The 13,710-nt window shown below is 35.8% G+C and carries 12 protein-coding genes; all 12 read right to left on the reverse strand.

What is annotated here, in order from left to right; all coding sequences use genetic code 11:
- Positions 1-13: 13 nt before the first annotated feature.
- Positions 14-544, reverse strand: coding sequence for an anaerobic ribonucleoside-triphosphate reductase activating protein (gene nrdG, locus HMPREF2706_RS02835; RefSeq protein ID WP_030059181.1), 531 nt, complete (start codon positions 542-544; stop codon positions 14-16).
- The gene (gene nrdD, locus HMPREF2706_RS02840; protein WP_023351049.1) at positions 541-2,391 is read right to left on the reverse strand and encodes an anaerobic ribonucleoside-triphosphate reductase; all 1,851 of its coding nucleotides are present in this window, start codon (positions 2,389-2,391) and stop codon (positions 541-543) included. The genes nrdG and nrdD overlap by 4 nt, the downstream gene beginning before the upstream one ends.
- A 217-nt stretch (positions 2,392-2,608) precedes the next feature.
- A complete protein-coding gene (locus HMPREF2706_RS02845; RefSeq protein ID WP_030059182.1) occupies positions 2,609-2,896 on the reverse strand; it encodes a hypothetical protein in 288 nt (95 codons plus the stop codon).
- A 195-nt stretch (positions 2,897-3,091) separates the two neighbouring features.
- Positions 3,092-3,856, reverse strand: a complete 765-nt coding sequence (locus HMPREF2706_RS02850; protein WP_002436224.1) for a CHAP domain-containing protein — start codon at positions 3,854-3,856, stop codon at positions 3,092-3,094.
- Positions 3,857-4,245: 389 nt separating this feature from the next.
- Positions 4,246-5,616: a CitMHS family transporter gene (locus HMPREF2706_RS02855; protein ID WP_049427796.1), complete on the reverse strand. Its 1,371-nt coding sequence runs from the start codon at positions 5,614-5,616 to the stop codon at positions 4,246-4,248.
- Between the two features lie 246 nt (positions 5,617-5,862).
- Positions 5,863-6,462 (reverse strand): adenylyl-sulfate kinase, encoded by a 600-nt coding sequence (cysC, locus tag HMPREF2706_RS02860; RefSeq protein WP_030059184.1) that lies wholly within the window; start codon positions 6,460-6,462, stop codon positions 5,863-5,865.
- A 21-nt stretch (positions 6,463-6,483) separates the two neighbouring features.
- Positions 6,484-7,662, reverse strand: a complete 1,179-nt coding sequence (gene sat / locus HMPREF2706_RS02865; protein WP_070862178.1) for a sulfate adenylyltransferase — start codon at positions 7,660-7,662, stop codon at positions 6,484-6,486.
- Between the two features lie 23 nt (positions 7,663-7,685).
- Positions 7,686-8,585 (reverse strand): sulfite exporter TauE/SafE family protein, encoded by a 900-nt coding sequence (locus HMPREF2706_RS02870; RefSeq protein WP_037550633.1) that lies wholly within the window; start codon positions 8,583-8,585, stop codon positions 7,686-7,688.
- A 23-nt stretch (positions 8,586-8,608) separates the two neighbouring features.
- Positions 8,609-9,217: an NAD(P)-binding protein gene (locus tag HMPREF2706_RS02875; protein ID WP_030059188.1), complete on the reverse strand. Its 609-nt coding sequence runs from the start codon at positions 9,215-9,217 to the stop codon at positions 8,609-8,611.
- Positions 9,218-9,300: 83 nt separating this feature from the next.
- Positions 9,301-10,080: a uroporphyrinogen-III C-methyltransferase gene (gene cobA, locus HMPREF2706_RS02880; protein ID WP_049427794.1), complete on the reverse strand. Its 780-nt coding sequence runs from the start codon at positions 10,078-10,080 to the stop codon at positions 9,301-9,303.
- Between the two features lie 21 nt (positions 10,081-10,101).
- The gene (gene cysI, locus HMPREF2706_RS02885) at positions 10,102-11,820 is read right to left on the reverse strand and encodes an assimilatory sulfite reductase (NADPH) hemoprotein subunit (protein ID WP_049427792.1); all 1,719 of its coding nucleotides are present in this window, start codon (positions 11,818-11,820) and stop codon (positions 10,102-10,104) included.
- A gap of 19 nt (positions 11,821-11,839) precedes the next feature.
- Positions 11,840-13,705 (reverse strand): assimilatory sulfite reductase (NADPH) flavoprotein subunit, encoded by a 1,866-nt coding sequence (locus tag HMPREF2706_RS02890; protein ID WP_037550636.1) that lies wholly within the window; start codon positions 13,703-13,705, stop codon positions 11,840-11,842.
- Positions 13,706-13,710: the final 5 nt, after the last annotated feature.

Consider the following 13,710-nt stretch of genomic DNA (forward strand, 5'->3'; position numbering starts at 1 on the left):
ACCCGCTTCATTATTACACATATTCAATAATCCCATGGCTACGCAAAGAATCTTGAACGTCTATCACGCGTTGGTTAAGAGAGCCTTTATAAGGTAAATTGGGTTTATATAGCTGATACATAAATAGTCCATCAACCAAAATATCAGTAAGTTCAAGTAATTCTCGTCGTTCATCCGTTTGATGTTTCAAATATTCGAATAGAAAGCCAGTCCATATCCAAATCGTTTTACTGTAACCAAATCTCTCTCTAAACGCTCGTGCAATCTTTAAAGATATATTCAAATTGCAAAAAGGCTCTCCACCCAAAATACTGATTCCAGAAATATATGAGGGGGCACAATTTTCAAGTATTTCTTGCAAGATATCTTCAGAAAATGTTTCACCATATTTAAAAATCTGTGCTTTTTCGTTATAGCACTTTTTACATTGAAAAGGACATCCTGATACATATACACTACAACGTACACCCTCGCCATCCACAAAGCTATGACTTTCAATTTTAGCAATGTGATTTTGTCCTGTTTTAATGTCTAACATGCTCATGAACGTGGTTCCTTCATATGTTTAACTCTTGCACAAATTTCTTTTTGACGTCCTTCTATTACTGGTCGTTGTACTGGATTTCCTAAATAACCACATGTTCTTTTCACGACATCGACGGTCTTAGGATCGCTATTTCCACAGTTCGGACATTTATAACCATTTTCAGTAGTTTCAAAATCACCATCATAATCACACTTGTAACAATGATCAATAGGAATATTCGTTCCTAAATAGCCAACTTTATCATAAGAATAATCCCACACTGCCTCTAACGCTTTAATGTTGTGATTAAGTTTAGGATATTCACAATAATGAATGAAACCACCACTTGCATAGTAAGGGTAATCCTTTTCAAAATCTAACTTCTCGAAAGGTGTTACATCTTTACGCACATCATAATGGAAGGAATTCTGGTAGTATCCTTTATCGGTAATATCAGGTATTTCACCAAAGCGCTCTTTATCTAAGCGACAAAATCGGTCGGTCAAAGATTCGCTTGGCGTACTATAAATACTAAACCAAATATCATATTGGTTAGTCCATGCATTCTGATAATATTTCATTTCTCTTAGAATATCTAATGTAAATGTTTTAGCTTCAATATTATCCTCCCAATCAGGACCGTAAAACATTGTTGCGGCTTCATATAAGCCAATGTAACCCATTGAAATCGTCGCACGTTGGTGTTTAAACAGTTCTTCTACATTTTCAGAAGCGTTTAATTTGTATTTAAAAGCACCACTTTTATAAAGAATTGGCGCGTTATTAGGTATTGCATCTTTTAAGCGTTTAATTCTATAAACTAATGCATCATGCATCAATTGCATTTTTTGATCAAATAACTCCCAAAACTTGGCCATATCACCATTAGATTCTATTGCAATTCTTGGGATATTCAATGTGACAACGCCTAAGTTACAGCGGCCATTATTTTCAAAGTTTCCTGTTGCATCTTTCCAACTAGGTAAGAATGAACGGCAACCCATTGGCGCTTTAAAATCACCCAAAAGCTCAACGATTTTGTCATAATTTAAGATGTCAGGATACATACGTTTCGTTGAACACTCAAGCGCGAGTTGTTTAATATCGTAATTGGGATCATCTGGGCTAAAGTTAGTACCCTTTTTAATTGAGAAGACAAGTTTCGGGAAAATAGCTGTCATACGGTCTTTACCCAGTCCTTTAATACGCGTACGTAAAATAGCTTGTTGTATTTTGCGACTAAGTTCATCTGTACCTAAACCAAATCCTAATGTTACAAATGGCGTTTGACCGTTGGAGGTATAAAGTGTATTAATTTCGTATTCCAAACTTTCGATGGCATCGCCGATATCTTTAGTCACTTGTTGCTCTACGTAAGATTCTATTTTATCCGGTTGGACATATTGTTGTGCCATTTCACGATGATGTTCTGCATTTAATTTAGCATATGTACTTAATAATTCATCTACGCGGTCAACTGTACAACCACCATATTGGCTGCTTGATACGTTTGCGATAATTTGAACAAGTTGTGCAGATGCGGTTTGTATTGATTTAGGGGAGGTCACATGTGCATTACCTATTTCAAAGCCATTTTCTAACATATCTTTAGCATCAATTAGACAACAATTCGTTAATGGTTGAAAAGGATGGTAGTCTAAATCATGGAAATGTATATCTCCAGATAAATGTGCTTTAGCTACGTGTTTTGGAAGTAGATTTTCTAGTGCATATGATTTAGATACAGTTCCAGCTGTTAAATCTCTCATTGTAGAGAAAGTATTACTATCTTTATTTGCATTTTCATTTAATATTGTCGGGTCTTTTGTTATCAATCGTGTTAATGATTGTTCTAAAGCAGTCATATTATCACCTTTTTCTATATATGGTATCTATTTACAAAATATAACACTATATATAGTATTACAATCGATAACTTAGACGTTAACGAAAGTGTCAAAAAGATTTTAACGTTTCATGAACTATATGTAGAAAGGGCACTTTATTGCGAACAATTAGAAAACTCTAACATGTGTGATTATCATCTACATGTCAGAGCCTTATGAATAAAAAATATTCTACTTATCTATCTTTGTCTTTAAACCGTTCTTCAACTTTTTCATTATCTACTGAATGATGTGCTTTATCTTCAGTTTGATGGTGTGGTGCTTCACTCTTTTCACTTTCTTCATCTGTGTGACCTTTTGCCATTTGAAGGTTCTTTTCTGTGTTTTTACGTTTTTCTTCTTTTGAACGTTTATCGTAAGCACGTTCTTCATAAACTGAACCAACTGTTAATATAAGAATAACAGCTATAGTGACAATGATAATAACTGCTAAAATAATCCACATCCAAATGTTAAATTCCATGTTACTTCACCTTCCTTAAAGCTAAAAATAGCTCAACTCTAATCTCTTTATTTTTAAATTTCCCTTTTAAAATAACTTCAATCACATAATCATTGACTTAACTCTTTATATGTATAAAGTTTCTTATCTATATAAAAAAGCCATGAACCGTTTAAGTTCATGGCTTCAGTACTAAAAATATTTCTAGTCACTCGATTATGAAATGTAGTTATAAGCGCCAGCTTGGCTTGCTGAGATTGTACGAGTAGATACAACTCCAGGTCCACCGTTATAGTTCATTTCAGATACTTTTACTGAACCGTCATTATTTACGTTCTCAACGTATGCAACGTGACCGAATGCACCTTGTGAAGTTTGCATGATTGCACCTTGTTTAGGTGTATTGTTTACAGTGTAACCTGATGATGCTGCTGCGTTAGCCCAGTTGTTAGCGTTGCCCCAAGTTGAGCTGATTTTGCCGCCAACTTTGTCATAAACATAGTAAGTACATTGACCTGAAGTGTATAGGTTTGAACCTGAAGATGTTTGACCTGCGAATGCAGCTGATGCATTGCTTGAAGATTTTTGAGTTGGTGCTGATTGAGTTGTTACTTTAACGTTTCTATCAGAAGTTGAATAATTTGCACCTAAACCTCCACCATTATTTGAGTTGTAGCTTTGAGTTTGGTTATTTGTTCTATAATTATTGTAGTTATTGTATGAATTGTAGCTTTGTGTACTTTGGTTAGCATTTGAGTAGTTAGAGTTGTTTCCTTGTTGAGCTTGTTGTGGACTCCAGTTACCTTTCCAATCGTAATGATAGTTACCTTGTTGATCGATTGTATAAGTGTAGCTGTAAGAATAAGGATCGTTAGGGTTATATCCATTATTGTTATTTTCCGCTGCATCTGCATCGTGTTGCATGATTCCAAATGTTGCAATACCTGCTGTAGCGATTGTAGCTGTAGCGATTTTTTTCATTTTAATATCCTCCTATAATTTGGGTAAATCTTTTAACTATCTCGTGGCTACCTTCAATTATCTTTAACATTTAAGTTTAATTTTTTCTTCGTTAATTAACGACAAGAAACACTGTAACAGACACACAACCGTTTGTGTACAATGTTAATACTTTGTAAATGAATCATAATAATGTAACGCCCTCTTGTAAAAAACGTGTGTCAATTTTACACAATTTAAACCACTTTCATGACAGTAGTTATAGCGATTTAATCAACATCGTTGTTACAGTTGTTGTAATTTATCTGATAATTTTTAGAGTAAATTATTTCATTGAAAAAGGGATGAAAACTTCGTTTCATCCCTTCTGTGATAGCGCCTTCACACTAAGTATATGATTTAATTAAAATCTAAACAGTAACGACGCCCATAAGTACTGCGATGAGTAGTAGCACAATAGCAAATCCCCAAATCCAAAAGAATGCATACTTAATGTAAGTACCCATATTCGCTTCAGCAAGTCCAATGGCTAACCATAATGCTGGTGAAAACGGACTTACGAATGTACCAATAATATTACCTATCACCATTGCATATGCTGTAGAAACAGCTGAAACATGAAATTGACTAGCAGTTTGTTCAACAATAGGTAAAACAGCAAAGTAATATGCATCCGTACTTGTTAATAAATCTAACGGCACACCGAATATTCCAACAATGATATGCAAATATGGACCTACTGCATCTGGAATAATCTTAATAAAATCAGTAGCAATCGCTTTAAGCATACCCGTTTCATTAAGAACACCTAAGAACATTCCAGCTGCAATAATGACTGCCGCCATCATTAAGGCATTAGGAGCATGAGCCTTTAATCGATCCATTTGTTCATCAACACTTTTATAGTTGATAATTAGTGCGAGTGAAGTGCCTATCATGAAAGCAAACTCTGGTGGCGCTAGATTTGCTAACATGATGACGATAACTAAAATCGTTAATACTACATTTATCCATATAATATAAGGATTATTCCTAGCACGGCCTTTAACTGGAAACTTAATATCTTGTTCACGTTCATAAATATTAACTAATCTATGTATATCTACATCTTGCGTTTCTTCTACTTCGCCTTTTTCTATCGCCTTCTTAATAAGTTTCTTTTCACGAAATCCTAAGTATACTGCGAAGATGATTACGAGGACGAATCCAATAATTTGAATTGGAATCAGACCATACCATAATTCATTCACACTTTTCACTTTCAATACTGTTGCCACACGTGCCATAGGTCCACCCCACGGAACCATGTTCATAATTGCTGCACTTAATGCAAGTAATAATATTAGTAGGTATTTATTCATATTTAGCGCTTTATATAATGGAAGCAATGCTGGTATTGAAAGTAGGAAAGTCACTGCCCCAGCGCCATCTAATTGTGCAAATGAACCAATTAACGCAGTCATAACACAAACAATAATCACATTACCTCTCGTCATTAATATCAATCGCTTCACTAAAGGCTTAAATAATCCACTATCAGTCATAATGCCAAAAAAGATGATGGCAAATATAAACATTATGACAACGTTCATAACTTGTGATAAGCCCTTATCAAAGAATTTTACTAAATCTCCCACACTGTACCCCAATATCATTGCACCGATACATGGTATCAATGTCATGCCAACAACCGGGCTAATTTTCTTCGCTATGAGTAAACCTACAATTGAAACAATGATCGCTAACCCAATCATCGTTAACCATATATTATCTCCATGCATATTTAACATCCCCTTTTATTAACTCCGCTATGTCATACGTAGGTTTAATAAGTATTACTATACACAGATGTATAAAATTTTAATCATCCCCCAATAAATCATTCCTCATCATACTCGTTAAATCCCCTTGTATTTTGTAAGCGCTTTCTATAATTGTAACAAAGATTTTCAAAATAAAAAATATGTATAGACATATAACAATTCAAACATAAAGCATGTATGTTCATTGACATACATGCTTGTGAGTTAAATATATTGATGTTGCTTAAGGTATTGAATCACACGATCAACTGATTGATCAATTGATTCATGTTCAGTATCTAAAATGATTTCTGGATGATCTGGAGCTTCATAAGGGGCGCTAATACCTGTAAACTCAGGAATTTCTCCAGAGCGTGCTTTCTTATACAATCCTTTAGGATCGCGGTTCTCACATTCTTCAACACTACATTTCGTATATACTTCTATAAATTCATCATCTTTGAGAATCGCGCGTACATTATCGCGATCTTGTTTATACGGTGAAATGAAAGCTGTCACAGTGATTGAACCTGCATCAACCATGAGTTTGGCAACTTCACCTATACGGCGTATGTTTTCAGTACGATCTTCAGGACTAAATCCTAAATTTTTATTAAGACCATGACGCACATTATCCCCATCTAAACGATATGTTTGCTTTCCTTCATTGAATAGCGCTTTTTCTAAAGCGACAGAAACGGTCGATTTACCTGAACCAGATAACCCCGTAAACCAAATAACTGCACTTTTATGACCATTACGATTTTGTCTTTCTTCTTTCGTCACTTCTGAATCATGCCAAGTAATATTGTTAGATTCACTCATGCTATCTCTCCTTTTACTTTATTATTTTTCTCGTAAACCTCTAATTAGTACTTCAGCGACTTCTGGTCTTGAAAATTGAGTCGGCAAGGATTCTCCGTTACGTAATTTTTCTCTAACTTTTGTACCACTTAAATATAAATGTTGAGAGGCATCATGAGGGCATGTCTTAGCCGTCGCCATATTACCGCATGCTTCACAATAAAAAGCATGTTCAAATTTTAAGATTTGAATATCTAGTTCATCTTCAAATTGAGTGATAAGCTCTTGCGCTTCATATGTGCCATAGTAATCACCCACACCCGCATGATCACGTCCCACTATAAAGTGTGTACAACCATAATTCTTACGCACTGTTGCGTGCAATATTGCTTCACGAGGGCCGGCATAGCGCATTGCTGCAGGATAAATCACTAGTCGTGCTCTATTTTCAGGGAAATAATTCTTGAGGATAGCTTGATAACTTTCCATACGAACATCAGCAGGTATATCATCTGATTTAGTTTCTCCAACTAAAGGATTGAGAAGTAATCCATCTACAATTTCTAAAGCTGATTTCTGGATATATTCATGTGCACGATGAACTGGATTTCTAGTTTGGAATCCGACAACCGTTTTCCAACCTAAATCATGGAATAATTGTCTTGTTTCAGATGGATCTAGATGATAATCAGAAAATTCATCATGTTTAGGGCGATTGATTAATTGAATAGGTCCAGCTAAGTACACATTACCTTTTTCATACACTTTCTTGACACCTGGATGTTGTTCTTCAGTAGTTCCATAGACTAATTTTGCTTCTTTTTCTTTATCGTACGTGTACTTCTCTTCTAATTTTAATGTTCCATATAATTCACCATCTTCACCGTATAAAGCAATGTCATCACCAATTTCTAATTGATTCGCTTCTTCTTCAGATACTGGTAAAGTAATGGGAATACTCCATACTAATCCATTTTCTAAATGAGTGTCTTCAACAACTTTGGTATAGTCTGCTTTATTCATAAATCCTGTTAACGGACTAAAACCACCAATACCAATTAATTCTAAATCTGAAATACCCCAAGGATTTAAAGTAATTGATTTATATGATGATGCTTCCTTAATTAAACGTTCTCTTTCCTCACCTTCAACAACTCGGTTAATTAATTCACCACCATGTGGTTGAATTGTATAGTTAATTACTTCTTCATTTTTAGACATCGTTTTATAACCCCTTTATCCAATTAATTATATTTGTTTACTCGGCTTTTCTTGTAAGAAAAAGACAATTTCTTGTTTCGAATCACCTGAACGATGAGTAAAACAAAAATTGCTGCTAAAATAATACATCTAACTGTATTTGAGATTGTTGTATCTTTAATGAAATAACTTAATAATGCATTACTATTTGTGAAAATAATTAACCCACCCACACATATTGCTAAAATATTTATAGGTAAAATTTTAACTAAATATGCTGAAATTGGAGCAGCAAGCATGCCACCAACACTTAGTGCAATGACAGCAAACCAGTTAATCTGAGTTAATCCTAAAAATATAATAAAACTAATTGCTGCAGAAGATGTAACAAAGAATTCACTAGCTGAAACCGTACCAATCGCATAACGTGGTTGAATTTTCTTGCTTGAAAGTAAGAGCGGTGTATTCACTGGACCCCAGCCTCCACCACCGATAGCATCTAAGAAACCTGCAATCGCACCTTGTGGAATCACTTTGAAACTACTCAAATCACCAACATGCGTATGGTGTTCATGTGTTCTTTTAAATAAGAATTGATATAAAATATAGAATCCCATGCTTAATAAAAAGAGTGCAATGAATGGTTTAATGTAATTACCGTGAATAAACGTTAAAACGCCTGCACCTATGAAGGCTGAAATAGAACCAGGTATCGCAAGCTTTAACATCGTTGGCTTATGAACATTTTCAAATTTCCAATGAGATGTACCAGAAGCTGCAGTGGTAGCAATTTCTGAGAAATGAACTGTTGCAGAAACTACTGCTGGCGCAATACCATAAGTGAGTAAAATGGATGATGATGATGCACCAAATCCCATGCCGAGTGACCCATCTACAAGTTGTGCTAAAAATCCCGCTATTGCGAATATTAATACTTTGCGCATATATCAAATGCCCCCATTCTTCATTAAACCTGTGATTGAAGCCATCGGATGAATTCATGTTGCTTATTCTCATCTAAATATGTGTCTGATAAAATTTGTTCAAGTAACGCATGTTTATCAGATGGCTCTATGCTGAGTGCTTTAATGTATTGTCTACTTTCATATAGAAATTGAACATAAGTTACATACTCCTCATTATATGTATCCTCTAAATGATTAATAATACGTTGTCCTAACTTTGGACTCGCACCTTCAGTGGATACACTAATCGTTAAGCGATCCCTTCGAAAAACATTAGGAAACGTAACATTACCTAATTCAGCTTGTTCTGCATGATTAAATAACACATGTTCAGGTACTGATAACCTTACCTCTTCATTGACCTCTGAATGATTGGTAGCAGCAATTACCATATCTGCCTCTTCAATATCAGTAGGTTCGAAACGTTTTTCCAAATAAGTGATGCGCTGAGTTTCAACCCATTGTGCTATTTGATTAGTGATAACCGGGCTTACAACGTGAATATGTTCTGTGTAATTTAACAATGTTTTAATACGTCGTGTAGCAATTTTCCCACCACCGACAACAACAACTTTTTTGTTTGTTAAATCTAACATTAATGGCATATTCACGGTAAATCCCTCCTCGTATTTGTCATATTCATCTTACTATTTTTCTTCATTTTCAGAAAATAAATGATAAAACTAAAACAGTCCTAATTAGATGTCACTTTAGGAATTGACAATTTGTTTACATCAGCTTGCTCCACAAACCAATTGATCTTCTCTCGCATATGGACTACATCACCAATGATGATCATAGCTGGGTTCGTTATTTGATGTGCCTTATCTACAATATTACCAAGTGTACCAGTAATCGTTTTTTGTCGTATTGATGTACCCATGTGAACGAGTGCGACTGGCGTTTCTGATGAACGACCATGTTTCGTTAATAAATCACAAATTTCTGGAAGTCGTTTAACTCCCATATAAACGCATAACGTTTCTGGTCCATTCGCTAAATGTTCCCAATATTGTTCTTTATCCATACCTGGTTTATTGACTGCGGTTACGAATGCGACAGATGAACTAAAATCTCTGTGAGTGACAGGAATACCTGCGTATGCTGGTGCAGCAATACCCGATGTAATACCAGGTACAATTTCAAACGGAATATTGTGATTTGCTAGTACTTCCGCTTCTTCGCCACCTCTACCAAAGACGAAAGGATCGCCACCTTTTAATCGTGTAACAGTATGCCCTTTCTTAGCTAAAGTGACCATCATTTTATTCGTTTCTTCTTGTGGTAATGAATGCTTATTAGGATCTTTACCACAATAAAAGAATTTAGTGGAAGGAGAGGCGAATTCTAAAATTTCTTTATTAATCAAACGATCGTAAAGAATCACATCTGCTTTTTTAATTGCTTTTAAACCTTTAATTGTTAATAAATCAGGATCACCAGGACCTGCACCAACTAGAAATACCTTGCCCATATTAATCACTCCCCCTATAGATTAGCTATGGAAGTCGCGACCATCATGGACTTTTGCTACCACACCTGAACGTATGACGAAATCACCAAAGTGCTCGCCTTCAAGTCGTTCTTTACCGTAACTCATCAACAATGGACGTAAACTTTCTAATATTTCATTTTCACCGATATTTTCTTTATACAATTTATTGAGACGCTCACCTTTGAAGCCACCACCTAAATACATGTTATATTTGCCAGGTGCTTTTCCGATAAATGCGACTTCAGCAAGTGCAGGTCTTGCACAACCATTTGGACATCCTGTCATACGAATTGTAATTTCTTCTTCCTGAACTCCAGCTTCATCTAATAAATCTTCAATTTTAGAGATTAAAGATGGTAAGTATCTTTCCGATTCTGCCATCGCTAATCCACAAGTTGGAAAGGCTACACATGCCATAGAGTTTCTACGTAATCCAGTATAGTTCTTACCATCTGTAAGACCATACTTATCAATGATAGCTTGGATTTCATCTTTTTTCTCAGGTGTAACGTTAGCGATTACTAAATTTTGATTCGGTGATAATCTGAAGTCACCTGTATGCATTTCAGCAATTTCTCTAAGTGCTGTTTTCAATTTATAATCTTCAGTATCTTTGACTCGTCCATTTTGAATAAACAACGTAAAATTCCAATTGCCATTACCCTCAATCCAACCTAAACGATCACCATTATGTTCAAATTCAAAGTCACGTGCATCTTCAATATCCCATCCTAATCGACGGTTCAATTCTTCTTTGACCCAAGCTTCACCAAGACGATCGACTGTATATTTAAAGCGTGCATTTTTACGATTTTCACGATTACCGTAATCTCTTTGAATTGTTAAAAGCTTTTCACAAACATCTACAGCTTTTTCTTTTGGTATGAATCCTATTAAACGCCCTAGTTGTGGATACGTTTGAGTATTACCGTGAGTCATACCCATACCTCCACCAATCGTGACATTAAATCCTAGTAATTCATCGTTATCTACAATAGCAATAAGTCCGATATCTTGTGAATAGACATCGATATCGTTAGAGGGTGGTACAGCAATACCGATTTTAAATTTACGTGGTAGATACGTATTACCGTATATCGGCTCCTTTTCCTCACTGGAATCTAATACTTTCTCGCCATCTAGCCAAATTTCATGATATGCGCCAGTTCTTGGAAGTAAATGATTACTAATGTCAGTAGCATATGTGTTCACTTCTTTGTGAACTTTTGATTGATAGGGATTTGGGTTACACATCGTATTACGATTTACATCGCCACAAGCAGCTATTGAATCTAAGACAGAGTCGTTGATCTCCTTCATAGACTGTTTTAAGTTACGCTTTAAAATTCCGTGAAATTGAAATGCCTGTCTTGTGGTCAATTTAATCGTTTGATTAGCATGATTATTAGAGATGTCATCCATAGCAATCCATTGATCTGGTGTCGCTTTCCCCCCTGGTACACGAACACGTATCATAAAACTATATGCTGGTTCTAATTTTTGTTTACGACGTTCATCTCTTAAATCTCTATCGTCTTGCATGTAACTTCCGTGGAACTTTAATAGCTTAGCGTCATCTTGTGAAATCGAGCCCGTAATTGGATCGGCAAGCCCTTGTTCGATTGTTCCACGTAGAAAGTCACTGTCGGCTTTTAAAAATTCCATTTCATCAAGATTCTTATCAAGTTCTTCTGAAATTTGTTTATTTGTTCTAGCCATGTATCCCCCATCCTTTCTATTAATACACGTCTCGTTGATATCTCTTATCTCGTTTCAATTGCTTCAAGTATTCTTCTGCATCTTCTTCAGAAAGATTTTGTTCTTTCACTAATACATTACGAATAGCTTGATGAACATCCTTAGCCATCTTACTCTCATCACCGCACACATAAATCGCTGCACCATTTTCAATCCATTGGTTAAATTGCTCACTATTTTCAGCAATTTTATGCTGTACATACACTTTTTGATCCGTATCTCTTGAAAAGGCCACGTCTAACTTAGAGAGGGTGCCATCATCGAGCCATTCTTGCCATTCAGTTTGGTATAAGAAATCAGTAGTGAAGTGTTGTTCACCAAAGAATAGCCATGTGTGACCTTCAAATCCTAGCTCTTCACGTTCTTGCATATACGATCTGAATGGCGCAACACCAGTTCCTGGACCTATCATAATCACTGGGGTCTCTTCGTTTTGAGGGAATTTAAAATTTGGATTACGTTTCAAGTAAATTGGAACCGTATCACCTTCTTGAATTCTCTCCGCAAACTGTACTGAGCATACACCTGTACGATCACGACCATGCGCGTTATATCTTACAGCGCCCACCGTAATATGCACCTCATCAGGCGTTGCTTTATAACTACTTGAAATTGAGTACTCTCTCGGTGGTAACTTTCTGAGTAATTGATACATATTTTCTGGCTGAAGTTCAGTTGTTGCAAAATCATTTAATAAATCAATGAGGTCGCGACCTTCAATATAATTTTGAATCCATTCCTTGTCTTGAACTTTCTCGCTAAGTTCATCATTGTTAAAGAACGTTGCCGCATTCTCAACTAAAGGTTTTGTTAACTTCGTTATTTCAAAATGAGAAGTTAATGCATCTTCAAGATTAAGTGTATCGCCATCTTCATTAATTAACACTTGCGTGTCCGGACTCCATCCTAATGTACTGACGAGCAAGTCGACGAGGGCTGGATCATTTTGAGGTAAGACAACAATACAATCGCCAGGTTCATATTCTTCACCGAAATTATCAAGTAATAATTCAATGTGTCTTGTTTCTTTATTTGAACCTCTACCATTTAAATTAATATTCGTTAAGACTTCGGCTTCATAAGGATTAGACTTTGAATATTTCTTCTCCTTTGCGGATTTAATAGACTCACTTACCACTTGTTCACTGTCAGTGCCTGCTGGTGTTGAATCTATCGCATTGATGACATTCGCCATCCACTTTTCAGCATCTTCATCATAATCAACATCGCAATCGACACGGTCATAAATTCTCTCAGCACCTAATTCTGCAAGGCGGTTATCAAAGTCTTTACCAGTTTGACAGAAGAATTCATAAGTTTGGTCTCCTAATGCTAAAACTGAGAATCTTACACCATCTAATTTAGGCGCTTTACGACCATGGATATATTCATGCAATTCTACAGCATTATCTGGAGGGTCACCTTCCCCATGCGTTGCAGTCACAATAAATAAATCTTCAACTTTCTTAAGATTTTTAGGCTTGAAGTCGTCCATAGATTTAAGTGTGACATCATTTCCAATGTTAGATAAACGTTCTTCAAAGATTTCTGCTAACCCTTGTGCATTACCTGTTTCAGAACCATAAAGAATAGTAATCGAGCGTTGTTCTGGCGTTACTTCAGGCTCTTTTCGATGTAACATGGCTTCAGTTTCTTGACTTACTGAAGACGTTGAAGATGATGCTATATTGTCAGAAGCTCCCTCACTCGTAGCATTCGATGATTGGTTTGCCATGAGGTAGCCACTTAACCAAGTTTGTTGTTCTGGTGTTAAAGTTTGGAGTAATTCATTAATCTGTGCTGCTTGCCCTTCAGTAAAGGGGCTATTAGTGACACTTAAGTTCAATCATA

It is taken from the genome of Staphylococcus sp. HMSC067F07, from assembly GCF_001837405.1.
GTDB classification, from domain to species: Bacteria; Bacillota; Bacilli; order Staphylococcales; family Staphylococcaceae; genus Staphylococcus; species Staphylococcus capitis.

Coding starts and splice junctions, on each gene's coding strand:
- HMPREF2706_RS02845 (WP_030059182.1), bottom strand. CDS start 2,896: ATGGAATTTAACATTTGGATGTGGATTATTTTAGCAGTTATTATCATT.
- nrdD (WP_023351049.1), bottom strand. CDS start 2,391: ATGACTGCTTTAGAACAATCATTAACACGATTGATAACAAAAGACCCG.
- sat (WP_070862178.1), bottom strand. CDS start 7,662: ATGTCTAAAAATGAAGAAGTAATTAACTATACAATTCAACCACATGGT.
- cysI (WP_049427792.1), bottom strand. CDS start 11,820: ATGGCTAGAACAAATAAACAAATTTCAGAAGAACTTGATAAGAATCTT.
- HMPREF2706_RS02870 (WP_037550633.1), bottom strand. CDS start 8,585: ATGCGCAAAGTATTAATATTCGCAATAGCGGGATTTTTAGCACAACTT.
- HMPREF2706_RS02850 (WP_002436224.1), bottom strand. CDS start 3,856: ATGAAAAAAATCGCTACAGCTACAATCGCTACAGCAGGTATTGCAACA.
- cobA (WP_049427794.1), bottom strand. CDS start 10,080: ATGGGCAAGGTATTTCTAGTTGGTGCAGGTCCTGGTGATCCTGATTTA.
- cysC (WP_030059184.1), bottom strand. CDS start 6,462: ATGAGTGAATCTAACAATATTACTTGGCATGATTCAGAAGTGACGAAA.
- nrdG (WP_030059181.1), bottom strand. CDS start 544: ATGAGCATGTTAGACATTAAAACAGGACAAAATCACATTGCTAAAATT.
- HMPREF2706_RS02855 (WP_049427796.1), bottom strand. CDS start 5,616: ATGCATGGAGATAATATATGGTTAACGATGATTGGGTTAGCGATCATT.